The 23926-nt window shown below is 69.8% G+C and carries 18 protein-coding genes and 1 pseudogene; 11 read left to right on the top strand and 8 right to left on the bottom strand.

Annotated elements, in window-relative coordinates; all coding sequences use genetic code 11:
* From ACE3T5_RS09800 to ACE3T5_RS09785, 4 genes and pseudogenes are all read right to left on the bottom strand, one after another.
* Positions 1-248: pseudogene (locus ACE3T5_RS09800) on the bottom strand (branched-chain amino acid ABC transporter permease); the annotation flags it as partial.
* 6 nt (positions 249-254) lie between these two features.
* Positions 255-1202, bottom strand: a complete 948-nt coding sequence (locus ACE3T5_RS09795; RefSeq protein ID WP_374666997.1) for a branched-chain amino acid ABC transporter permease — start codon at positions 1200-1202, stop codon at positions 255-257.
* Positions 1203-1326: 124 nt separating this feature from the next.
* A complete protein-coding gene (locus tag ACE3T5_RS09790) occupies positions 1327-2556 on the bottom strand; it encodes a branched-chain amino acid ABC transporter substrate-binding protein (protein WP_374666995.1) in 1230 nt (409 codons plus the stop codon).
* Positions 2557-2692: 136 nt separating this feature from the next.
* Entirely contained in the window at positions 2693-4321 is a 1629-nt protein-coding gene (locus ACE3T5_RS09785; RefSeq protein ID WP_374666993.1) for a 3-(methylthio)propionyl-CoA ligase, read from the bottom strand.
* A gap of 208 nt (positions 4322-4529) precedes the next feature.
* On the opposite strand from ACE3T5_RS09785, the gene ACE3T5_RS09780 reads away from it, so the two are divergent.
* The 7 genes from ACE3T5_RS09780 to ACE3T5_RS09750 are packed head-to-tail and all read left to right on the top strand — an operon-like array spanning position 4530 to position 11089.
* Positions 4530-6716 (top strand): protein kinase, encoded by a 2187-nt coding sequence (locus ACE3T5_RS09780; protein WP_374666991.1) that lies wholly within the window; start codon positions 4530-4532, stop codon positions 6714-6716.
* Positions 6717-6766: 50 nt separating this feature from the next.
* Positions 6767-7447, top strand: a complete 681-nt coding sequence (locus ACE3T5_RS09775) for a Crp/Fnr family transcriptional regulator (protein WP_374666989.1) — start codon at positions 6767-6769, stop codon at positions 7445-7447.
* 58 nt (positions 7448-7505) lie between these two features.
* The gene (locus tag ACE3T5_RS09770) at positions 7506-9005 is read left to right on the top strand and encodes a YdiU family protein (RefSeq protein WP_374666987.1); all 1500 of its coding nucleotides are present in this window, start codon (positions 7506-7508) and stop codon (positions 9003-9005) included.
* Complete coding sequence (gene msrB, locus ACE3T5_RS09765) at positions 9002-9427, top strand: peptide-methionine (R)-S-oxide reductase MsrB (RefSeq protein WP_374666985.1); 426 nt, start codon at positions 9002-9004, stop codon at positions 9425-9427. Before ACE3T5_RS09770 ends, msrB begins: the two co-directional genes overlap by 4 nt.
* Positions 9427-10005, top strand: a complete 579-nt coding sequence (locus ACE3T5_RS09760; protein ID WP_374666983.1) for a septation protein A — start codon at positions 9427-9429, stop codon at positions 10003-10005. Before msrB ends, ACE3T5_RS09760 begins: the two co-directional genes overlap by 1 nt.
* 1 nt (position 10006) lies before the next feature.
* On the top strand, positions 10007-10276 hold the full coding sequence (locus tag ACE3T5_RS09755; protein ID WP_374666981.1) for a BolA family protein: 270 nt from the start codon (positions 10007-10009) through the stop codon (positions 10274-10276).
* Between the two features lie 33 nt (positions 10277-10309).
* Positions 10310-11089 (top strand): peptidylprolyl isomerase, encoded by a 780-nt coding sequence (locus tag ACE3T5_RS09750; protein ID WP_374666979.1) that lies wholly within the window; start codon positions 10310-10312, stop codon positions 11087-11089.
* A 64-nt stretch (positions 11090-11153) separates the two neighbouring features.
* Here the strand turns inward: ACE3T5_RS09750 and ACE3T5_RS09745 are convergent, their stop codons facing one another.
* Positions 11154-11897 carry a DUF1624 domain-containing protein gene (locus tag ACE3T5_RS09745; protein ID WP_374666977.1) on the bottom strand — a complete coding sequence of 248 codons (744 nt, stop codon included), beginning with the start codon at positions 11895-11897 and terminating at the stop codon, positions 11154-11156.
* 134 nt (positions 11898-12031) lie between these two features.
* On the opposite strand from ACE3T5_RS09745, the gene ACE3T5_RS09740 reads away from it, so the two are divergent.
* Both ACE3T5_RS09740 and ACE3T5_RS09735 read left to right on the top strand, forming a co-directional pair.
* Entirely contained in the window at positions 12032-12901 is an 870-nt protein-coding gene (locus ACE3T5_RS09740; protein WP_374666975.1) for a metal-dependent hydrolase, read from the top strand.
* Between the two features lie 48 nt (positions 12902-12949).
* Positions 12950-14941, top strand: coding sequence for a U32 family peptidase (locus ACE3T5_RS09735; protein WP_374666973.1), 1992 nt, complete (start codon positions 12950-12952; stop codon positions 14939-14941).
* Positions 14942-14953: 12 nt separating this feature from the next.
* On the opposite strand, the gene ACE3T5_RS09730 is transcribed toward ACE3T5_RS09735, so the two are convergent.
* From ACE3T5_RS09730 to purL, 3 genes are read right to left on the bottom strand one after another with little or no spacing between them, the layout of a single operon-like run.
* On the bottom strand, positions 14954-15943 hold the full coding sequence (locus tag ACE3T5_RS09730) for a Bug family tripartite tricarboxylate transporter substrate binding protein (RefSeq protein WP_374666971.1): 990 nt from the start codon (positions 15941-15943) through the stop codon (positions 14954-14956).
* Complete coding sequence (locus ACE3T5_RS09725; protein ID WP_374666969.1) at positions 15940-16368, bottom strand: chorismate mutase; 429 nt, start codon at positions 16366-16368, stop codon at positions 15940-15942. The genes ACE3T5_RS09730 and ACE3T5_RS09725 overlap by 4 nt, the downstream gene beginning before the upstream one ends.
* Entirely contained in the window at positions 16368-20363 is a 3996-nt protein-coding gene (gene purL, locus ACE3T5_RS09720; protein ID WP_374666967.1) for a phosphoribosylformylglycinamidine synthase, read from the bottom strand. The genes ACE3T5_RS09725 and purL overlap by 1 nt, the downstream gene beginning before the upstream one ends.
* Before the next feature lie 107 nt (positions 20364-20470).
* On the opposite strand from purL, the gene map reads away from it, so the two are divergent.
* Together map and ACE3T5_RS09710 are read left to right on the top strand one after the other, a co-directional pair.
* Complete coding sequence (gene map, locus ACE3T5_RS09715) at positions 20471-21274, top strand: type I methionyl aminopeptidase (RefSeq protein ID WP_374666965.1); 804 nt, start codon at positions 20471-20473, stop codon at positions 21272-21274.
* On the top strand, positions 21271-23916 hold the full coding sequence (locus tag ACE3T5_RS09710) for a [protein-PII] uridylyltransferase (RefSeq protein ID WP_374666963.1): 2646 nt from the start codon (positions 21271-21273) through the stop codon (positions 23914-23916). The genes map and ACE3T5_RS09710 overlap by 4 nt, the downstream gene beginning before the upstream one ends.
* Positions 23917-23926: the final 10 nt, after the last annotated feature.

Below are 23926 nucleotides of genomic sequence, written 5' to 3'. Positions count from 1 at the left end.
GTGTGGATCGCCAGGAAGGAGCCCATGCCCGAATACACGGCATGGCCGAAGCTGAGCATGCCGCCCTGCCCCAGCAGCATGTTGTAGGACAGGCAGACGATGATGGCGATGCCCATCTGGCTGAGCATCGTGTGCGACAGGCTGCTGGTGAACAGCATCGGCGCCACGATCAGCAGGGCCGCGAACAGGCCCCAGATGATCCAGCGGCCCACGTTGTAGGGCTTGAACTCGTAGTAGGCGTGGGACATGGCGTTCTATCCCTCCCGCGTGCCGAGCAGGCCCTTGGGCCGGAAGATCAGGATCAGCACCAGGAACACGTAGGGCAGGATGGGTGCGACCTGGCTGATCTTGAGCTTCCACAGCGCGTAGCCGAAGGTCTGCGAGGTCACCTCCACGCCCACCATCTTGAGCGCGCCCATCAGCGAGGCGTCGACCCCCACGGCGAAGGTCTGGATGATGCCGATCAGCAGCGAGGCGACGAAGGCGCCGGCGAGCGACCCCATGCCGCCCACCACCACCACCACGAAGATCACCGAACCCACCGTGGCGGCCATGCCGGGCTCGGTGACGAAGGCATTGCCGCCGATCACGCCCGCCAGTCCGGCCAGCGCGGCACCGCCGCCGAAGACCAGCATGAAGACGCGCGGCACGTTGTGGCCCAGGGCTTCCACCGTCTCGGGGTGGGTCAGCGCGGCCTGGATCACCAGGCCGATGCGCGTGCGGGTCAGCAGCAGCCAGATGGCCACCAGCATCAGCACCGCCACCAGCATCATGAAACCGCGGTACTTGGGAAAGGCGATGCCATGGATGTTGAAGAGCGCGCCCGTCAGCTCCGCCGGCACGCGGTAGTCCACCGAGCTCGTGCCCCAGACGAGCTGCACCATCTCCAGGATGATGAACGACAGGCCGAAGGTGATCAGCAGCTCCGGCACGTGGCCGAACTTGTGCACCCGCCGCAGCGCGTATTTCTCGAACAGCGCGCCCAGCACCGCCACGATCAGCGGCGCCAGCACCAGCGCTGGCCAGAAACCCACGAGCTGGGTGATGCTGTAGGCGAAGTACGCACCCAGCATGTAGAAGCTGGCATGCGCGAAGTTCAGCACGCCCATCATGCTGAAGATCAGCGTGAGGCCCGAGCTGAGCATGAACAGCAGCAGCCCGTAGCTGACGCCGTTCAGGAGCGAGATGGTGAAGAATTCCATGGAGAAAGGGGCTGGCGGCTGGCGGCGGGGCACGGGGTCACCCGGGCCCGGGGCCCATTCGCAGCCCCTGGACCCCGGCCCACAGACCCTGTGGGAAGCCCGGGGGCAAGCCCCGGGCGCAGCCTCAACCCGGCCGCTTCATCTGGCAGCTGGTGGGCGTGCTGGAGACGTACGGGTCCATCTGCTTGATCGGCACGAAGGTGTAGCCGGTCTTCTCGACGCTGTACTCGCCCGCCTTGGCCTTCTGCCACTTGGTGATGAACATCGACTGCTGCAGCTGGTGATCCGAAGCGCGCATGGTCACGTCGCCGGCGAAGCTCTTGATCGACAGGCCTTCCATCGCCTTGGCCACCGCCACCGGGTTGGTGGTCTTGGCCTTGGCCATCGCCGCGCTCAGCAGCTGGATGCCGTTGTAGGTGGCGAAGGTGTAGTAGTCGTCGTTGAACTTCTTCAGGAACTCCTGGCCCATCTCGCCGAGTTCACCCTTGTGGTTGGAATGGCCATAGGCCACCACATACACCTCGCTCTCGCCGCCGGCGGCCAGCGCGGTGGGCGTGCCGGTGACGCCGGCGTAGTAGGTGTACATCGGGATCTTCAGGCCGGCGTCGTTCAGCGCCTTGACCAGGAGCGTCAGGTCCTGGCCCCAGTTGCCGGTGACGATGGTGTCGGCGCCCGACTGCTTGATCTTGGCGACGTACGGCGCGAAGTCCTTCACCTGGCCGATCGGGTGCAGGTCTTCACCGGCGATCTTCACATCGGGGCGCTTGCGGGCGATGGCGTCCTTGAAGTACTTGGCGACCTGGTGGCCGTGCGAGTAGTTCTGGTTCAGCAGGTAGACGCTCTTGACCTTGGGCTGGTCCTTCATGAAGGAGGTCAGCGCCTCCATCTTCATGGAGGTGTCGGCGTCCAGGCGGAAATGCCAGAAGTCGCACTTCTCGTTGGTGAGCGACGGGTCCACCGCGGCGTAGTTGAGGTACACGACCTCCTTGCCGGGGTTGCGCTCGTTGTGCTTGGCCACGGCTTCCAGGATGGCGGTGGCGGCACCGGAGCCGTTGCCCTGGGTGACGTAGCGGAAGCCCTGGTCGATGGCGGCCTTCAGCGTGTTCAGGCTTTCCTGCGGGGAGCCCTTGTTGTCGAAGCCCACCACCTCGAACTTCACGCCGGCGACGTTCTTGCCGGAGAACCGCTCGGCGGCGTATTGCCAGCTCTTGAGCTGGTTCTGGCCGACGTTGGCGAATGGGCCCGACAGCGGATCCATGAACGCGATGCGGACGGTTTCGCCCTTCTGGGCCAGCGCGGCGCCGGAGGCGGCGACGATGGCGGACACGGCGATGGCTTTCAGCACGAACTTCATCTGGATGTCTCCTGGAGGTGATCTTCGATGGGGCGCAGGGTACAAGTATTTGTGCACCGCAACGGTCAGGGATTGCCCCTAAGGCCGCGCCACCCTATCGCCCAGGCGACAGCGCGGCGGGCCCGGCGGGCGCGGCTCAGACGCCCGGCAGCTTGTAATCCTTCAGCAGCTCGCGCAGTTTCGTCTTCAGCATCTTGCCGGTGGCGCCCAGCGGGATGGCGTCGACGAAGACCACGTCGTCGGGGATCTGCCACTTGGCGATCTTGCCCTCGTAGTGGCGCAACAGCTCCTCGCGGGTGACCTCGGCGCCGGCCTTCTTGACCACGACGACGATGGGGCGTTCGTCCCACTTGGGGTGCCGCATGCCCACGCAGGCGGCCATCTGCACGGCCGGGTGCGCCATGGCGATGTTTTCCACGTCGATGGAGCTGATCCATTCGCCGCCGGACTTGATCACGTCCTTGCTGCGGTCGGTGATCTGCATGTAGCCGTCGGCGTCGATGGTGGCCACGTCACCGGTGGGGAACCAGCCGTCGACCAGGGGGTTGCCGCCCTCGCCCTTGAAGTACTCGCGCACGATCCAGGGGCCCTTGACGTGCAGGTCGCCGTAGGTCTTGCCGTCCCAGGGCAGCTCGGCGCCGTCCTCGCCGACGATCTTCATGTCCACGCCGTAGATGGCCCGGCCCTGCTTGAGGCGGATCTTCATCTGGTCTTCCGCCGACATGGTCAGGTGCTTGTTCTTCAACGTGCACAGGGTGCCCAGCGGGCTCATCTCGGTCATGCCCCAGGCATGCAGCACCTCCACGCCGTACTCCTCGCGGAAGGCGTCGATCATCGCCGGCGGGCAGGCGGAGCCGCCGATCACCGTGCGCTTGAGGGTGGAGAAGCGCAGGCCGCCCGGCTTCATGTGGCCCAGCAGCATCTGCCAGACGGTGGGCACGCCGGCGGCGTAGGTCACGCCCTCGGCCTCGATCAGCTCGTAGACCGACTTGCCGTCCAGCGCACCGCCCGGGAACACCAGCTTGCAGCCGGTGAGCGCGGCGGAGTAAGGGATGCCCCAGGCGTTGACGTGGAACATGGGCACCACGGGCAGCACGGCGTCGCGCGCGGACAGGCACATCACGTCCGGCAGGGCCGCGGCGTAGGCGTGCAGCGTGGTGGAGCGGTGGCTGTACAGCGCCGCCTTGGGGTTGCCGGTGGTGCCGCTGGTGTAGCACATGCTGGAGGCCGAGTTCTCGTCGAACACCGGCCACTGGTAGGCGGCGGGGTGGCCGCCGATCCAGTCCTCGTAGGCCACCAGGTTGGGAATGCCGCTGTCGGCCGGCAGGCGCGAGGCGTCGCACAGCGCCACGTAGGCCTTGATGGTGGGGCACTTGGCATGCACCGCCTGCACCAGCGGCAGGAAGCTCAGGTCGAAGCACAGCACCTGGTCCTCGGCGTGGTTGGCGATCCAGGCGATCTGGTCCGGGTGCAGGCGCGGGTTGATGGTGTGCAGCACGCGGCCCGAGCCGCTCACGCCGAAGTACAGCTCCAGATGGCGGTAGCCGTTCCAGGCCAGGGTGGCCACGCGGTCCGAGAACAGCAGCTGCATCGCGTCCAGCGCATGCGCCACCTGGCGCGAGCGCCTGGCCACATCGCGCCACTGGCAGCGGTGGATGTCGCCCTCGACCCGGCGCGAGACGATCTCGCCGTCACCGTGGTGGCGCTCGGCGAAGTCGATCAGCGACGAGATCAGGAGGGGTTGGTCTTGCATCAGTCCGAGCATGGTGTCTCCAGTGAAATACAACTTGGTGCCCGCCATCGTACCCAGTCGGCGCGCAGGGGGCCTGCGAATCAGGGCCGGCAGTCTGGCCGGTGCGCGGCCAGGCCGTCAACACCTGTCGGCGCGGTGACAGACGCGCGCCTTGCCGCCGCTCGCCCGGCGCCACCATAATGCCCTCGTCGCCTGCCGGCGGCGGGGGAGCCCACGGTTCATGGAAGTGCTGCGAAAGCTCGGTCGCTACGACCTCGTTCGCATCCTCGGCAAGGGCGCGATGGGGGTGGTCTATGAGGGCCTCGACCCCAGCCTCGGCCGCCGCGTGGCCGTGAAGACCATCCTGCGCAACGCCGCGGGCGACCCCGAGACCGAGCGCACCTACGCGCAGCGCTTCGCCCAGGAGGCACGCGCGGTCGCCCGGCTGAACCACCCGCACATCGTCCAGGTCTACGACTTCGGCGTCGAGGACGACGTGGCCTACCTGGTGATGGAGTTCATCGACGGCCGCGAGCTGCGCAGCCTGTTCGAGTCCGGCGAACGCCTGCCCCTGGCCGAGGTCGTTCGGCTGATGGGCGAGCTGCTCGACGCGCTGGACTTCGCGCACGAGGCCGGCGTGATCCACCGCGACGTGAAGCCCGCCAACGTGATGCTGGACGCGCAGCGGCGCCTCAAGCTGGCGGATTTCGGCGTGGCCCGCGTGCAGGACGGCACCCAGCGCACCCAGGCCGACACCATGGTCGGCTCCCCCGCCTACATGTCGCCCGAGCAGATCTCCGGCGCCCGCATCGACCGCCGGACGGACATCTTCGCGGCTGGCATCGTGCTGCATCAGTTCCTCACCGGCGACAAGCCGTTCAAGGGCGACACGCCCTGGGCGGTGCTTGCCGCCATCGCCCAGGAGCAGCCACCGCCGCCCTCCTCGCTCGTCCCCGGCCTGCCGGCGGTCTTCGACACCGTGGTGGCCGGCGCGCTGGCCAAGGACCCGGCGGCGCGGTATCCCACCGCGAAGGCATTCGCCGCGGCGCTGCGGGCGGCTCTGGCGGGCCACCCGGCGGAGATGCCGACGGTGTTTCCGGCCGCGGCCGTGGCGGCGCGCGCGCCCGCCGCCGTCGCGCCGCCGCCCGTGGCCGCCACCTCGACCAGCGACGCCGAACTGGAGTTCTGGCGTTCGGTCCAGAGCACGGTCGACCCGGCGGAGCTGGAGGCGTACATCGCCCAGTTCCCCAACGGCACCTACAGCACGCTGGCGCGTGTGAAGCTCTCGCGCATGCGGGCCGTGCCCGGCAGCCCTGCCGATGTGACGATGCCTCCCGTGGCGACGGCGCGGCCGGCGACCACGCAGGCCGTGGACGAGCCACCGCGGCGTGGCTCGTCCAAGGCGCTGCTTGGCGCTGGCCTGGGGGCGGTGGCGCTCGTGGCGGGCGCGGCGATCTGGTGGGGCCGCGCGCCTGCACCGGCCGCCACCGCCTCGGCCACGCCGCCGGCCCCCCAGGCCGTTGCCGTCGTCCCGGTGGCGTCCGCGCCGGCGGCCCCGGTGGCCCCCGCCCCGACCCCGGCCGTCGACGAACAAGCCCGACGGGCGCTCGCCGCGGCCAGCCAGGCAGCAGCGGATCGTGCGGCAGCCGAGAAGGCGGCCGCACGCGCCGCGGCCGAACGCGAGCAGACGGCGCGTGAGGCCCGTCGCGCCGCCGAGGACAAGCTGGCCGCGGAGAAGGCCGCGGCCGCCGCCGCCGCGGAGCGCGCCGCGGCCGAACGGGTGGCCGCCGAGCGGGCGGCCGCCGAGCGTGCCGCGGCTGAACAGGCGAGCGCCCAGTCCGCCGCCCGCAGCGCCGCCGAAGCGCTGGCGGCCCGCGCCAAGGAAAGGCGTGCCGCCGCCACGGCGCCCGCTTCGGCCCCGCCGCCAGCCGCCCCGGCAGCGGCAGCCACCGAGGCCCGCTTCTTCGCGAACGAAGACACGGACTGGGGCGTTGCTCCCACCCGCGAGCCGCGCGTGAAGCCGCTGCACGCGCCAACGCCGCGAAGCCTGCCCGGCGGGCGGACCATTGCCACGCTGGATCTCAAGGCCCTGCTGCTGGCCAACCGGTCCGTGGTCGTGATCGACGTGCTGGACACCAAGGCGCGCATGACCGTGCCGGGTGCGGCCTGGATGCCGGGTGCGGGCCAGGGGCGGCTGGGCCCGCCGGCGAAGGCGGGCTTCGCCAACGCCCTGCAGGAGCTGACCGGCGGGGACCGCGGCCGCCCCCTCGTCTTCCTCTGCCTGAACGCCGAGTGCTGGCTGTCCTACAACGCCGCGCTGCACGCCATCGAGGCCGGCTACACCCAGGTGCACTGGTATCGCGGCGGCACCGACGCCTGGACGGGCGCCGGCCTGCCACGCCGCGCACCGCGCCGGATCGACTGGTAGCGACCCGCTCGCCCCGGTCGGGCGCGCCCCGGTGCTGCATGATGTGCGGCATGCTGATGCACGACGCTTCCCGGCCCGCCGTGGCCTTCCTGCAGGCGCAGCCCTGGTTCGCCGCGCTGCCGGCCGCGGACCGCGTGCGCGTGGCCGATGGCATCCAGGTGCTGAAGGCCGGCCGGGGTGAGGTGCTGCTGCGCGCCGGCGAGCCGGTGGGTGGCTGGTATGCCGTGCTCTCGGGCCTGGTGAAGATCCAGAGCCAGAACGCCGACGGCCGCCTCGCCGCCTTCCTGGGCGTGCCCGGCGGCGAGTGGCTGGGCGGTGGCTCGGTGATGAAGGACGAGCCGCGCCGCTATGACGTGATCGCCCTGCGACCGACCGAGCTGCTGTGCCTGCCCCGCGCCGAGTTCGAGCACCTGCGCCGCACCAGCCTGCCCTTCAACCACGCGTTGGCCGATCACCTCAACCTGCGCCTGGCGCAGGCCATGGCCATCATCGAGGCCGGGCGCATCCGCTCGCCCGAGCAGCGGGTGGCGCTGGCGCTCAGCCGCATGTTCTGGCACGGCCAGCGTTCGCTGGCCCTGTCGCAGGAAGAGCTGGCGGTACTTGCCGGCCTGGCCCGGCAGACGGTCAACGGCATCCTCAAGGGCTTCGAGCGGCAGGGCCTGGTGACGCTGGAGTTCGGCCGCGTGGGCATCCGTGACGAGGCGGGCCTCACGGCGCTGCTCGATGGCTGAGCCGGCGGCGGCGACCCTGCGCGCCACGCGGCTGTCCGATGCGGCGGACAATCCCGGCATGAGTGATCTCGTAGCGGAAGCGCGGCCCGATACCGCGGACACGGCCCCGGCACTGGACTGGGAGCACGCGTTCGCGGCGCTGGGCCCGGCGTTCCACACCGAACTGCAGCCCTCGCCCCTGCCCGCGCCCGTGCTGGTGAGCGGCAATGCCCGGCTGGCGTCCGAGCTGGGCCTGCCCGAAGGCTGGCTGCATGACGAGCGCACGGTGCACCAGCTCACCGGCAACCTCGTGCCCGAGGGCAGCCGGCCCATCGCCACCGTCTACAGCGGTCACCAGTTCGGTGTGTGGGCCGGCCAGCTGGGCGACGGCCGCGCCATCCTGCTGGGCGGCCTGCGCACCCCGGCGGGCGTGCAGGAGATCCAGCTCAAGGGCAGCGGCCTCACGCCCTACTCGCGCATGGGCGATGGCCGGGCCGTGCTGCGGTCCAGCATCCGCGAGTACCTGTGCTCCGAGGCGATGCATGCCCTGGGCATTCCCACCACGCGCGCGCTGGCCGTCACCAGTTCGCCTGCGCCAGTGCGCCGCGAGACGGTGGAGACCGCCGCCGTGGTGACGCGCGTGGCGCCCAGCTTCATCCGCTTCGGCCACTTCGAGCATTTCTCCGCGCGCGACCAGGTGGCCGAGCTGCGCCAGCTGGCGGATTTCGTCATCGACCGCTTCTACCCGGCCTGCCGCGAGTCGGACCGGCTGGAAGGCGACCCCTACGCCAACCTGCTGGAACAGGTGAGCGAGCGCACGGCCGCCCTGGTGGCGCAGTGGCAGGCCGCGGGCTTCTGCCACGGGGTGATGAACACCGACAACATGAGCATCCTGGGCCAGACCATCGACTATGGTCCGTTCCAGTTCCTGGATGCCTTCGTGCCCGGGCACATCTGCAACCACAGTGACGAACGCGGCCGCTATGCCTACAACCGGCAGCCGAACGTGGCGTACTGGAACCTGTTCTGCCTGGGCCAGGCGCTGCTGCCGATCATCGGCGAGCAGGAGCGCGCGCTCGCCGCTCTGGAGAGCTACAAGACCGTGTTCCCGGCGCAGCTGGAGGCCCGCATGCGCGCCAAGCTGGGCCTCACCGAGGCGCAGCCCGGCGACCGGGAGCTGATCGAGGGCGTGCTGCAGCAGCTCGCCGCCGGCGCCGTGGACTACCCCATCTTCTGGCGGCGCCTGTCGCGCGCCGTGGCCGATGATGATTTCGAGCCGGTGCGCGATCTGTTCCCGGACCGGCAAGGTTTTGACACCTGGCTGCGACAGTACCGGCAGCGGCTGCCGTCCGACCGGGCGGCCGTGGCCGCCGGAATGCTGCGCACCAACCCCAAGTGGGTGCTGCGCAACCACCTGGCGGAACTGGCGATCCGATCCGCCCGCGAGGGCGATTTCGCCGGGGTCGACACGCTGCTGCGCCTGGTCCAGGCTCCGTTCGAAGAGCATCCGGAGCATGAGGACCTGGCCGGCTTTCCGCCCGACTGGGCGTCCACGCTCGAAATCAGCTGCTCCTCATGACCTTTCCCATCCAGAAGACCGAAGCCGAATGGCGGGCCCTGCTCGCCCAGAAGGGTGCCGAGCCCGGCGCCTTCGAGATCACGCGCCATGCCGCGACCGAGCGCCCCTTCACCGGCAAGTACGAACGCGTGTGGGCCGACGGCTCCTACCACTGCATCTGCTGCGGCGCCAAGCTGTTCGACGCCGACACCAAGTTCGACGCCGGCTGCGGCTGGCCGAGCTTCTCGCTGGCGGTGCCTGGCGCCATCGCCGAACGGCGTGACACCAGCCACTTCATGGTGCGCACCGAGACCGTGTGTGCACAATGCGGGGCGCACCTGGGCCATGTGTTCCCGGACGGGCCGGCGCCCACCGGCCTGCGCTACTGCATGAACTCCGCCTCGCTCGATTTCCAGCCGGCGGACGACACCCCCAAGACCTGATGAAACTGCTGCTCGACTTCTTTCCCATCGTCCTGTTCTTCGCGGCCTACAAGCTGTGGGGGATCTACGTGGCCACCGGCGTGGCCATCGTGGCCACCATCGCGCAGATCGCGTGGCTGCGCTGGTCCACCGGCAAGGTGGAGCCCATGCAGTGGGTGAGCCTGGGCATCATCGTGGTGTTCGGCGGCGCCACCATCCTGGCCCACGACGAGACCTTCATCAAGTGGAAGCCCACGGTGCTGTACTGGCTGATGGGCGGTGCGCTGCTGGTGGGCCAGCTGTTCTTCCGCCGCAACCTGCTGAAGAGCCTGATGGGCAGCCAGCTGGAGCTGCCGGACCAGGCCTGGCGCGTCATGAACTACAGCTGGATCGGCTTCTTCGCCGTGATGGGCGTGCTCAACCTCTGGGTGGCCTATAGCTTCGACACTGACACCTGGGTCAGCTTCAAGCTGTTTGGCGGCATCGGGCTGATGCTGGTGTTCGTGGTCGCCCAGGCGCTGTACCTCAACCGCTTCATCACCGAGCCGGACAAGCCGGACGAGGCGGCCGCCAAGCCCGGCCCGGGCGAGCAGGCCTGACATGGCCGGCACCGGCATCACCGCCGAAGCGCTGCGCGCCCGCCTGCAGGCCACGCTGGCCCCGACCGAGCTGGAGGTGCTGGATGAAAGCGCCGCCCACGCCGGCCATGCGGGCGCCGACGGCACCGGCTTCGGCACCCATTTCCGGGTGCGCATCGCCTCGCCACGCTTCGAAGGCCTGGCCCGCGTGGCCCGGCACCGCCTTGTGTATGATGCGCTGCGCGAGTTTCTCGACCGCGGCCTGCATGCGCTCGCCGTCGAGACCCGCTGATCCATTCAAGCCGCTTTCCCCAGGGGAACTCCCATGAAAAAAGTCCTTCTCGCCGCCTTGGCCGCGGCCACGCTCGGCATCGCCCTGCCCGCCAGCGCCCAGAACGTCGCCATCGTGAACGGCAAGCCGGTGCCCAAGGCCCGCGTCGACATGCTGGCCATGCAGCTCGCCAAGGCCGGCCGCCCCGTGCCGCCCGAGATGCAGGCGCAGCTGCGTGACGAAGTCATCGCCCGCGAGATCTTCATGCAGGAAGCGCAGAAGCGCGGCCTGGACGCCACCGACGACTTCAAGGCCCAGATCGAGCTGGCCCGCCAGACCATCCTGATCCGCGAGCTGTTCGCCGACTTCCAGAAGAAGAACCCGGTGACGGATGCCGACCTGAAGGCCGAGTACGACAAGTTCGCCCAGGCCAACGGCGGCAAGGAATACAAGGCCCGCCACATCCTGGTGGAGAAGGAAGACGAGGCCAAGAAGATCCTGGACGACCTGAAGAAGGGCGCCAAGTTCGAGGACATCGCCAAGAAGGCGTCCAAGGACCCCGGGTCCGGCGCCAACGGCGGCGACCTCGACTGGGCCGCCCCCGGCAGCTACGTGCCCGAGTTCTCCAACGCCATGGTCAAGCTCGCCAAGGGCCAGACGACCCCGGCTGCCGTGCAGACGCAGTTCGGCTGGCACATCATCCGCGTCGACGACATCCGCGAGGCCCAGGTGCCGAAGTTCGAGGAACTGCGTCCGCAGATCGCCCAGCAGATGCAGCAGATGAAGCTGCAGCAGTTCCAGGACGGCCTGCGCAAGAACGCGAAGGTGGAGTGAGGCCGCGGTTCCTCCGCGGTGAACAGGAAGCCGGGCGCTGCCCGGCTTTTTTGCTTCTCGCCCCTCAGATGGCCCGCACGGCCATCAGCACGCCGATCAGCACGGGCTGATGCACCATGTACCAGGTGAGGCTCCATCGCCCCATCCAGGCCAGCCATCCGGCCTGCCCCGGCAGCACCCGCTGCATCCACTCGGGCCGTTCGCGCAGCACCCACTGCCCGGCCGCCAGCCCCCACCACATCACGCCCAGCCAGGGCAGCAGCGGCACGTAGTCCTCGGTGCGCGGCTTACGCGCGATCCAGCCCAGCCAGTTGAGCCACGGCCGCTGCATCACCTCCAGGCCCGGCCACGCGGCATGCATCGCGGGTGCCGCCAGGGGCGCGAGCACGGCCACCGCGCCCGCCAGCCAGAGCCAGGCGCCCCACCCGGCGGTCAGGCGGGCGATGACCAGCATCACCGCCATGCCGTGCAGCACGCCGAAGTAGATGAAGCTGTTGGGAAACATCAGCCACGAGCCGGCCGTGACCAGCAGCGCGCAGCCCGCCACCTGGGCCCAGCGGCGCCAGAAGCGGGCCCAGGTCTGCCCCTGTGCCACCGCCACCGCCTGGCCGAGGCCGGCGCAGAAGAGGAACAGGCCCAGGATGCAGGTGCGCTGCCAGGTCCACACCGGGTCACGATAGAAGTCCTGCCGGATGAAGCCGAAGTGGTTGAGGTCGAAGGCGAAGTGGTAGACCGTCATCCACACGATGGCGACGCCGCGCAGGGCATCCAGGCGGTCGAAGCGGCGGGGGGCGGCAGCGGCAGGCATCGGCCGGCAGTGTAGAGCCCGGCCGCGGCGGGGCGCACGGGTGGGATGGCCCGGTTGACGCCGGCCGGCGGCGCCGCTTCAATGCAGCGATGCCGGCCGCCGGTTGGCATGCCACCCCCACCAAGGAGTCCGCCATGCCCCTGCGCCCCCTGCTCGCTGCCGTTGCCCTTGCCGCCCTGGCCGGCTGTGCCGGCATGCCCGCCTCGCAAGCCCCCGCCCTGCAGCCGATGGCCGCCGACGCGCCGCGCGCCGCCGGCAAGACCGAGGTGCTGTGGCTGGGCCAGGCCAGCGTGCGCATCACCTCGCCGGGCGGCAAGGTGATCATGATCGACCCCTGGCTCAAGTCCAACCCCAAGACGCCCGCCAACTTCAAGGACCTGAAGGCGCTGGGCAAGCTCGACGCCATTCTGGTCACCCATGCCCACTTTGACCACTTCGCCGATGCGCCGGAGCTGGCGAAGATGAACAACGCGCCGATGTTCGGGCCGGCCGGCATGAACCAGACGGTGGCGACGCTCGGCATCCTGCCAGCGGAGCTGGCGCCGCGCTTCGGCAAGAGCGGCATGGTCGCGCCCTTCGGCCCCACCGGGCCCAAGATCCACGCGGTGCGCGCCGAGCATTCGTCCGAGCTGGCCTGGAAGGACAGCGCCGGCAAGGACATGGTCTATCCCGGCGGCGAGCCGGTGGGCTTCATCGTGGAGCTGGAGAACGGCTTCAAGATCTGGCACATGGGCGATACGGGCGTCTTCGGCGACATGAAGCTGATCGCCGACATGTACAAGCCCGACATGGTGCTCATTCCCATCGGCGGCCACTTCGTGATGAGCCCGCAGCAGGCGGCGATGGTGGTGAACGACATGATCAAGCCGAAGTACGCCATTCCCATCCACTTCGGCACCATCCCGGTGCTGCGCGGCACCCCGGCGGAGTTCGGCGCCGCCATGGGCGGCAACAGCCCGGCGCGGATGATCGAGCTGCAGCCGGGGCAGAAGCTGGTGTTCTGAGCGGCCAGCGCGGGCATGACGAGGAGGCGCCGGTAAAATCCGCGCCCCATGTCGCTCCTCGCCCACCAGCTCGAACTGCTTGCGCCTGCGCGCGATGCCGACATCGGCATCGAGGCCGTGAACCATGGCGCCGATGCGGTGTACATCGGCGGGCCGGGCTACGGCGCGCGGGTGTCGGCCAGCAACAGCGTTCAGGACATCGAACGCCTCGCGCGCCATGCCCATCGCTTCGGCGCGCGCATCTTCGTGACCCACAACACCATCCTGCGCGACGACGAGCTGGAGGGCGCGCGCCGCATGGCCTGGGACGTCTACCACGCCGGTGCCGACGTGCTGATCGTGCAGGACATGGCCCTCATCGCCATGGACGACATGCCGCCCATCCAACTGCACGCCAGCACGCAGACCGACATCCGCACGGTGGAGAAGGCGCGCTTCCTGCAGGACGTGGGGTTCTCCCAGATCGTGCTCGCGCGCGAGCTCACGCTGGAGCAGATCCGCGAGATCCACGCCGCGCTGGACCCCGACCGCTGCAAGCTGGAGTTCTTCATCCACGGCGCGCTGTGCGTGGCCTACAGCGGCCAGTGCTACATCAGCCATGCCCACACCGGCCGCAGCGCCAACCGCGGCGACTGCTCGCAGGCCTGCCGCCTGCCCTATCACGTGGTGGACGCCCAGGGCCGCTTCATCGCGCACGACAAGCACGTGCTCTCGATGAAGGACAACAACCAGAGCGCGAACCTCGCCGCGCTGGTGGAGGCCGGCGTGCGCAGCTTCAAGATCGAGGGCCGGTACAAGGACATGGGCTACGTGAAGAACATCACCGCCCACTACCGGCGGCTGTTCGACGAGCTGATCGAGGCAAGCGAGGCCTCCGGCACGCCTTACGCACGCGCCTCCAGCGGCCGCACCACCTTCACCTTCACGCCCGACCCCAACCAGAACTTCAACCGCGAGTTCACCGACTACTTCGTCAACGGCCGCCAGGACGACATCGGCGCCTTCGATTCCCCCAAGAACCCGGGCCAGCCGATCGGCTGGGTCACGAAGGTCGGCACCGACAGCCTGGAGCTGGAACTGGACGACGCAGCCCGTGTGCTGCACAACGGCGACGGCCTCTGCTACTTCGACCTGCAGAAGGAACTGGTGGGCGTGGCCATCAACCGCGCCGAGGCGCTCTCACCCGGCCGCTGGCGCGTGTTCCCCAAGGACCCCATCGCCGGCCTGAAGGACCTGCGCAAGGGCACGCGCCTCAACCGCAACCGCGACATGGACTGGGTGCGCACGCTGGAGAAGAAATCCAGCGACCGGCGCATCGGTGTATGGGTGGTGCTGGGCGAGACGCCCGACGGCCTGAGCCTGCGCCTGACCGACGAAGACGGCCACACCGCCACGGCCACGGCCCCGCATGAGCGGCAGCCGGCCCGTGACGCGGCCCGCGGCGAGGCCGCCCTGCGCGAGCACCTGGGCCGCTTCGGCCAGTCGATCTTCACGCCGCTGGAGGTGCGCCTGGACCTGTCACAGCCCTGGTTCGTGCCGCCTTCGCTGCTGAACGCGCTGCGGCGTGACGCGACCGCCGCGCTGGAGGCGGAGCGCCTGCGCGCCTACCAGCGCCCGACCCGCGCGAAGCCGGTGGAACCGCCGGTGCCCTACCCCGAGGACACCCTCACCTATCTCGCCAACGTGTTCAACCACGAGGCGCGCAACTTCTACACGAAGCACGGCGTGCGCGTGATTGACGCCGCGTACGAAAGCCACGAGGAGTTGGGCGAGGTGAGCCTGATGATCACCAAGCACTGCGTGCGCTGGTCGATGAGCCTATGCCCGAAGCAGGCCAAGGGGGTGGTGGGCGTGAAGGGCACCATCAAGGCCGAGCCGCTGCAGCTGATCAACGGCAGCGAGAAGCTCACCCTGCGCTTCGACTGCAAGCCGTGCGAGATGCACGTGGTCGGGCGAATGAAGAAGTCGGTGCTGAACCAGGCCGCGCGCGAGGCGCGGGAGGTGCCGATGAAGTTCTATCGCACGCGGCCGGTGGCTTGACCCGCGCCCGCCCTACTCGATCACCGCGCCGCTGCGCTTGATCACCGGGCCCCACTTGGCGAGCTCCGCCTGCATGAACGCCGCGAACTGCTGCGGCGTGCCGGGCTCGGCATCCATGTACTGGGCCTTGAGCTTGTCGTTGACCGCCGGGTCGCGCATGGCGGCCACGAACTCGCGGTTCAGGCGGTCGACGATGGGGGCCGGCGTGGCGCCCGGGGCGACCAGGCCGATCCAGGCGCTGCCGTCCATGGGCAGGCCGCCTTCACGGAACGTCGGGATGTTCGGCAACTGCGGCACGCGCTTGGCGGTGGACACGCCCAGCGCCTTCAGCTTGCCCGCGTTCACCTGCGGCATCACCGCGAGCGGCGCCAGGCTGATGATGTGCGTGTCGCCCTGCAGCACGCTCGTCACCGCAGCCGGCGACGAGGCATAAGGGATGTGCACCACGAAGCTGTTGGTGAGCGACTTCAGCAGCTCCACGCTCAGGTGCGAGAGGCTGCCAAGGCCGATGGAGGCGTAGTTGTACTTGCCGGGGTTGCGGCGCAGCAGCTCCATCAGTTCCTTCAGCGTGTTCACGCCGAGCGAGGGGCTCACGGCCAGCACGTTGGCCTGGTGCACGCCGAAGGTGATGGGCGTGAGGTCCTTGAAGGGGTCGTACGGCAGGCGCTTGTACAGCACCGTGTTGTTCACCAGCGGGCCGGTGATGGAGGCGCCGATGGTGTAGCCGTCCGGCGCCGCCTTCGCCACCGCGTCGGTGCCCACGTTGCCACCCGCTCCGGCGCGGTTCTCGATCACGATGGGCTGCTTCAGGCCCTGCGAGGCCTTCTCGCTCACCACCCGCGCAAAGACGTCCGGCGTGGAGCCGGCCGCGAAGGGCACCACCAGGCGGATCGGCCGGGCCGGGTACTCCCCCTGCGCGCGGGCGGCCGTCCACGGTGCGGCCAGCAGGGCAGCGGGCGCGGCGGCACCCAGGGTCTTCAGGACTTGGCGGCGTGAGGTCACTTCTCGATTTCCTTTTGGTTCGCTTCGGCGGTCACCGGCTCGGTGGCGCCGAAATAGTTTTGTTCGCAGGCAATGTAGGCCGGCACCAGGGCCCGGTACGCGGCTTCCACCACATCGGGCAGGCCCTCGAAGCCGCCGTTGAAGGCTGGATTGTGCTGTGCCGCGAGCGCGCGCACATGGGCAAAAACCTGGGCCTGCCGCGCGGGTGCGCTGACCTGGTAACTGTCGCGCTTGAAGCGCGCGGCGTCCTTGACGTACATCGCCCTTTCGGCGAGCAGGCGCACCACCTGCTCATCAATGCGGTCGATCTCGCGGCGCAGCGTGGCGAGGTCCGGCGCCAAGGGCCGGTAGGTGGGGTCGGTGAAGCGGCGCAGCGGCGCGCCGGCTGGATCCGGCTCGCGTACGGGATCAACAGGCTGCGTCATCAGCCCACCCACCGCCGCGCATTGCGCCACAGCCGCATCCACGGGCTCAGCGCCGACGGATCGCCGGATGTCCAGCTCATCTGGATGTTGCGGAACACACGCTCGGGGTGCGGCATCAGCGCGGTGAAGCGGCCGTCGGCCGTGGTCACGCCGGTGAGGCCGCCCGGGCTGCCGTTCGGGTTGAACGGGTAGCGCTCGGTGGCGGCACCCTGATGATCGACATAGCGCAGGGCCGGGATCACGGCGGCGCGGTCGCCGCGATGGGCGAAGTTGGCATAGCCCTCGCCGTGCGCCACCGCGATCGGCAGGCGGCTGCCCGCCATGTCGCGGAAGAACAGGCTGGGCGAATCCAGCACCTCCACCAGCGACAGCCGCGCCTCGAAGCGCTCGCTGCGGTTGGTGGTGAAGCGCGGCCAGGCCTGTGCGCCGGGGATGATGTCGGCCAGCTCGGCGAACATCTGGCAGCCGTTGCACACCCCCAGGCCGAAGGTGTCCGCCCGGCCGAAGAAGGCCTTGAACTGATCCGCCAGCCGCGGGTTGAAGGTGATGCTGCGGGCCCAGCCGATGCCGGCACCCAGCGTGTCGCCGTAGCTGAAGCCGCCGCAGGCCACCAGACCCTGGAAGCGCGAAAGGTCATGGCGGGCCGTCTGCAGATCGGTCATGTGCACGTCCACCGCCTCGAAGCCGGCCTGGGTGAAGGCGTAGGCCATCTCCACGTGCGAATTGACGCCCTGCTCGCGCAGGATGGCCACGCGCGGGCGCGCGAGGTTCACGAACGGTGCCGCGACGTCTTCCTCGGCGTCGAAGGTCAGCGCGACGTGCAGGCCCGGATCCGCCGGGTCGCCCGCGGCCGCGTGCTCGCTGTCCGCGCAGGCGGGGTTGTCACGCTGCTGGCAGATCTTCCAGCTCACGCTGTCCCACACCTGGCGCAGATCGGCCAGGCTGGCACCGAACTGCACCTTGGTGTCGCGCCAGACCTGCAGCTCGCCCTTGCCGGCGTCCACCGCCGACGAGGCCGGCCGCGTCTGCCCGACGAAGTGGCTGTGCCGCGAGAGGCCGTGCTCGCGCAGCACCTGCATCACCGCGTTGCGCTCGCTCGTGGGCACCTGCAGCAGCACGCCCAGCTCTTCGTTGAACAGGGCCTTGAGCGTCAGTTCCTCGCGGCGCGGGCCCACCTGCGCGGCCCAGTTCTTGGCGTCGCCGTACTCGGCGCGGCTGTCACTGATGCCGTCGCCTTCGGTGACCAGCAGGTCCACGTTCAGCGCCACGCCCACCTGGCCGGCGAAGGCCATCTCGCAGGCGGCGGCGAGCAGGCCGCCGTCGCTGCGGTCGTGATAGGCCAGCAGGCGGCCCTGCGCACGCAGGGCGTTCACCGCCTGCACCAGCTTCACCAGGTCCTGCGGGTCGTCCAGATCCGGCACCTCACCGCCCGGCTGGTCGAGCACCTGCGCCAGGATGCTGCCGCCCATGCGCATGCGGCCGCGGCCCAGGTCCACGAGCACGAGCGTCGTCTCCTGCGTGGCATCCAGCTGGGGCGTGAGCGTGTCGCGCACGTCTGGCAGGCTGGCGAAGGCGGTGATGATCAGGCTCACCGGCGACGTGACCTTGCGCGTCGCATCGCCTTCGCGCCACTGGGTGCGCATCGACAGGCTGTCCTTGCCGACGGGAATGGAGACGCCGAGCGCGGGGCACAGCTCCAGGCCGACGGCGCGCACCGTGTCGTACAGCGCGGCATCCTCGCCGGGCTCGCCGCAGGCAGCCATCCAGTTGGCGGAGAGCTTCACGCGCGACAGCTCGATGGGCGCGGCCAGCAGGTTGGTGATGGCCTCGGCCACCGCCATGCGGCCCGAGGCCGGCGCGTCGATGGCGGCCAGCGGCGTGCGCTCGCCCATGCTCATGGCCTCGCCGGCGAAGCCCTGGTAGTCCGCCAGCGTGACGGCGCAGTCGGCCACCGGCACCTGCCAGGGGCCGACCATCTGGTCGCGGTGCGACAGCCCGCCCACGGTGCGGTCACCGATGGTGACGAGGAAGCGCTTGGACGCCACCGTGGGATGGCTCAGCACCTTCAGCGCCGCCTCCTGCAAGGCCACGCCAGACAGGTCGATGGCCGGCACCTCGCGCGCCACGCGCTTCACGTCGCGGTGCATCTTGGGGGGCTTGCCCAGCAGCACCTCGAGCGGCATGTCCACTGCTTGCGCGTCAGGGGTGACTGCGGACTCACCCGTGGCGAGATCCACCTCGCCCACCACGAGCTGCGGCGCCTCGGTGGCGACGCCCACCACGGCAAACGGGCAGCGCTCACGCTCGCACAGGGCGCGGAAGGCCTCCAGCGACTGCGGCGCGATGGCCAGCACGTAGCGCTCCTGGCTTTCGTTGCACCAGATCTCCTTCGGGGCCAGGCCGGACTCTTCCAGCGGCACCTGGCGCAGGTCGAAGCGGGCGCCGCGGCCGGCGTCGTGCGTCAGTTCGGGGAAGGCGTTGGAGAGACCGCCCGCGCCCACGTCATGAATAGCCAGCACGGGATTCGCCTCGCCGAGCGACCAGCAGCCGTTGATGACCTCCTGCGCGCGACGCTGGATCTCGGGGTTGCCGCGCTGCACCGAATCGAAGTCGAGCTCGGCCGCGTTGGTGCCAGTGGCCATGGAGCTGGCCGCGCCGCCGCCCATGCCGATGCGCATGCCGGGGCCACCCAGCTGGATGAGCAGCGTGCCGGGCGGGAAAGGGATCTTGTGCGTGAGGCCGGCGTCGATGAAGCCCAGGCCGCCCGCGATCATGATCGGCTTGTGATAGCCGCGCGCCACGCCCGCCACCTGCTGCTCATAGGCGCGGAAGTAGCCCAGCAGGTTGGGCCGGCCGAACTCGTTGTTGAAGGCGGCGCCGCCGAGGGGACCCTCGGTCATGATCTGCAGGGCGCTCGCGATGTGGCCAGGGCGGCCGAAGCGGCTGTCCCACAGACCGGAGACGGTGAAGCCGGTCAGGCCGGCCTTGGGCCGCGCGCCGCGGCCGGTGGCGCCTTCGTCGCGGATCTCGCCGCCGGCGCCGGTGGAGGCGCCCGGGAAGGGCGAGATCGCCGTCGGGTGGTTGTGCGTCTCCACCTTCATCAACACGTGGTGGGTGGCGGCGGTGCCGGTGTAGACGCCGCCCGCGCCGGGCACGAAGCGCTCGACCGCGTGGCCTTCCATCACCGCGGCGTTGTCGGCGTAGGCGATCACCGTGTGCTGCGGGTGGGTGCGGTGCGTGTGGCGGATCATGCCGAACAGGGATGGCTCCTGCGGCTCGCCGTCGATGGTGAAGCGGGCGTTGAAGATCTTGTGGCGGCAGTGCTCGCTGTTCGCCTGCGCGAACATCATCAGCTCCACATCCGTCGGGTTGCGGCCCAGGCCCTGGAAGGCACTCACGAGGTAGTCGATCTCGTCGTCGGCCAGCGCCAGGCCGAAGCGGGTGTTGGCCTGCTCCAGCGCGCCGCGGCCGCCGCCCAGCACGTCGATGTGCTCCATGGGCTGCGGTTGCAGCGGGGTGAACAGGCGCGCGGCCTCGGCGCGGTCGGCGAGCACGCTCTCGGTCATGCGGTCGTGCAGCAGATCGGCCAGGGCGCCCAGCTGCTCGGGCGTGACGGCGGGCGCCCGGCCCAGCAGGCCGCTGCGCAGCTGCAGGCGGACCTCCATCACGCGCTCGATGCGGCGCACGGCCAGGCCGCAGTTGTGGGCGATGTCGGTGGCCTTGGAGGCCCAGGGCGAGACCGTGCCCAGGCGCGGGGCGACGATGACCACCGGGCCTTCGGCCGCGCCGGCGAACGGCTCGCCATAGCTCAGCAGCGCGGCCAGGCGCTCGCGCTCGGCCGGCGCCAGCGCATGGTCGGAGGCGACCAGGTGCACGTGCCGCGCCGCGAGGCCGGTGATTCGGTCATGCACGGCGGCGAGCCGCGGCAGGAGTTGCTGGATCCGGAAGTCGCTGAGGGCCGTGCCGCCCTCGAACTCGGTGATGTGCAGGGACACGGTGGAAACCTGGAGTGGGGAGTGAAGCCCGCGACCGCTGACTGGGGCCGCCGACGCGCCGCAATTCTACCTGCGCGGTCTTCGGGCCGATGGGATAATCCGCGCCCATGGGCATCACGTACAAGGACGAGGCAGGGATCCAGGGCATGCGCACCGCGGGGCGGTTGGCCGCGGAGGTGCTGGACTACCTCACGCCTCTCATCAAGCCGGGCATCACCACCCGCGAGATCGACCGCCTGGCGGCCGACCACATGAAGAAGCAGGGCACGACCTCGGCCACGCTGGGCTACCAGCCCTCGGGCTACCCGCCCTACCCGGCCTCGCTGTGCACCTCGGTCAACCACGTGGTGTGCCACGGCATCCCGAACGACAAGCCGCTGAAGAAGGGCGACATCGTCAACGTGGACGTCACCGTCATCAAGGATGGCTGGTACGGCGACACCAGCCGCATGTTCATCGTGGGCGAGGCCTCCATCGCCGCGCGCCGCCTGGTGCAGCTCACCTATGAGGCCATGTGGCACGGCATCGTGCAGGTGCGCCCGGGCGTGCGCCTGGGCGACATCGGCTGGGCGATCCAGAAGTTCGCCGAGGGCAACGGCTTCTCGGTGGTGCGCGAGTTCTGCGGCCACGGCATCGGCCGCAACTTCCATGAAGAGCCGCAGGTGCTGCACTACGGCAAGCCCGGCACGCTGGAGGAACTGCAGCCCGGCATGACGTTCACCATCGAGCCGATGATCAACGCCGGCCGCCGCGAAGTGAAGGAACTGGGCAACGACGGCTGGACCATCGTCACCAAGGACCACTCGCTGTCCGCCCAGTGGGAGCACACCGTGCTGGTCACCGAGACGGGCTACGAGGTGCTCACGCTGTCCGCCGGCAGCCCGCCGCCGCCGCCTTTCGTGACCCCATGAGCGCGGGCGCCGGTCCGGCCGCCGCGCAGGGGGCCGGCGGCCCCACCGATGTGGCAGTGCTGCGCGAGGATTTCCGCACGCGCAAGGCCGCCCTGATGGCCACGCTGCAGGCCACCGGCACCTCCACCCGCGGCGTGCACCGCCTGCTGAAGGATCTGTGCGCCCTGGTCGATGACCTGCTGCGCGCCCTGTGGGTCCGCGCCGGGTTGCCCGAAGGGCTGGCCCTGGTGGCGGTGGGCGGCTTCGGGCGCGGCGAGCTGTATCCGCACTCCGACGTGGACGTGCTGCTGCTCCTGCCCGAGTCCGCATCGGGCGCGCCGGCCGAGCCGGACGACGAGCTGCGCCGCCGCATCGAGGCCTTCATCGGCAGCTGCTGGGATGCCGGCCTGGAGATCGGCTCCAGCGTGCGCACGGTGGCCGAGTGCGTGGCCCAGGCCGCGGGCGACGTGACGGTGCAGACCTCGCTGCTGGAGTCACGGCTCGTCACCGGTGCGCAGCCGCTCTACAAGTCCTTCGTGAAGGCTTTTCGCGCCGGGCTGGACCCGCGTGCCTTCTTCGTGGCCAAGACGCTGGAGATGCGCCAGCGGCACACCAAGTTCGAGGACACGCCCTACGCGCTGGAGCCGAACTGCAAGGAATCCCCCGGCGGCCTGCGCGACCTGCAGGTGATCCTGTGGGTGGCCAACGCGGCCGGCTTCGGCGCCAGCTGGGACGCACTGGCCCGCAAGGGCCTGGCCACGCCCTTCGAGGCCCGGCAGATCAAGCGCAACGAGGCCCTGCTCAGCCTGATCCGCGCACGGCTGCACATGGTCTCGCGCCGCCGGGAGGACCGCCTCGTCTTCGACCTGCAGGATGCGGTGGCGGCCACCTTCGGCTACGAGAACGCGATGCGGCCCGACGGCCGCCTGCTCACGCGGGCGAGCGAGCGGCTGATGAAGCGCTACTACTGGGCGGCCAAGGCGGTGACGCAGCTCAACCAGATCCTGTTGCTGAACATCGAGGAGCGCCTGAATCCGGCGGTGCAGCCGCCGCGGCCGCTGAACGAGCGCTTCCTGGAGAAGTCCGGCATGGTCGAGGTCGTGAGCGACGACCTGTACGAGCGCGAGCCGCACGCGGTACTGGAGACCTTCCTGCTGTACCAGACCACCGCCGGCGTGAAGGGCTTTTCGGCCCGCACCTTGCGCGCGCTGTACAACGCCCGCGGCGTGATGGACGCGCGCTTCCGCAACGACCCGGTCAACCGCGAGACCTTCCGCGCCATCCTGATGCAGCCCGAGGGCATCACCCACGCCATGCGGCTGATGAACCAGACCTCGGTGCTGGGCCGCTACCTGTGGGTGTTCCGCCGCATCGTGGGCCAGATGCAGCACGACCTGTTCCACGTCTACACGGTGGACCAGCACATCCTGATGGTGCTGCGCAACGTGCGCCGGTTCTTCATCGCCGAGCATGCGCACGAGTACCCGTTCTGCTCGCAGCTCGCCGCCGGCTGGGACAAGCCCTACATCCTGTATCTGGCGGCGCTGTTCCACGACATCGCCAAGGGCCGCGGCGGCGACCACTCGGACCTGGGTGCCACCGAGGTGCGGCGCTTCTGCCGCCAGCACGGCATCGAACGCGAGGACGCGAAGCTGGTGGAGTTCCTGGTGCGCGAGCACCTGTCGATGAGCCGCGTGGCGCAGAAGGAGGACCTGGGCAACCCGGCCGTGATCCACGCCTTCGCGAAGCGCGTGGTCAACGAGCGCTACCTCACCGCGCTGTACCTGCTGACCGTGGCCGACATCCGCGGCACCAGCCCGAAGGTGTGGAACGCCTGGAAGGGCAAGCTGCTGGAGGACCTGTACCGCTACACCCTGCGGGTGCTGGGCGGCCGCGCCCCCGACCCCGACGCCGAGATCGAGGCCCGCAAGCGTGAGGCGCTGGTGCAGCTGCAGCTCTTCGCCTTGCCCTTCGAGGCGCACAAGAAGCTGTGGGAGACGCTGGACGTGGGCTACTTCATGCGCCACGACGCCGGCGACATCGCCTGGCACACGCGCCATCTCTCGCGTCACGTGGGCAGCGGGCGCGTGATCGTGCGGGCCCGCCTGTCGCCGGTGGGCGAAGGCCTGCAGGTGCTGGTGTACACGCCCGACCAGCCCGACCTGTTCGCGCGCATCTGCGGCTACTTCGACCAGGCGGGCTTCAGCATCCTGGATGCGAAGATCCACACGGCCACGGACGGCTGCGCGCTCGACACCTTCCAGGTCGTCACCGCCATGCTGCCCGACCACTACCGCGAACTGTGCAGCATGGTCGAATCCGGCCTGGCCACCACCATTTCCGCCGCGGGCCCGCTGCCGCCGCCCAGCCGCGGCCGGGTGTCACGCCGGGTCAAGAGCTTCCCCATTGCCCCACGCGTGGACCTGCGCCCGGACGAGAAGGCGCAGCGCTGGCTGCTCTCCATCTCCGCCAGCGACCGCGTGGGCTTGCTCTACTCCGTGGCGCGCGTGCTCGCCCGCCACAAGATCAACCTGCAGCTCGCCAAGGTCACGACCCTGGGCGAGCGCGTGGAAGACACCTTCCTGATCGACGGCGCCGAGCTGCAGCAGAACCGCAAGCAGATCGAGATCGAGACCGAGCTGCTGGAGGCGATGGCGAGCTGAGGCGCGGCGC

The sequence above is a fragment of the Ramlibacter sp. genome, from assembly GCF_041916345.1.
In the GTDB taxonomy this organism is placed as follows: domain Bacteria; phylum Pseudomonadota; class Gammaproteobacteria; order Burkholderiales; family Burkholderiaceae_C; genus Ramlibacter.
This window is presented reverse-complemented; position numbering and strand designations above follow the sequence as displayed.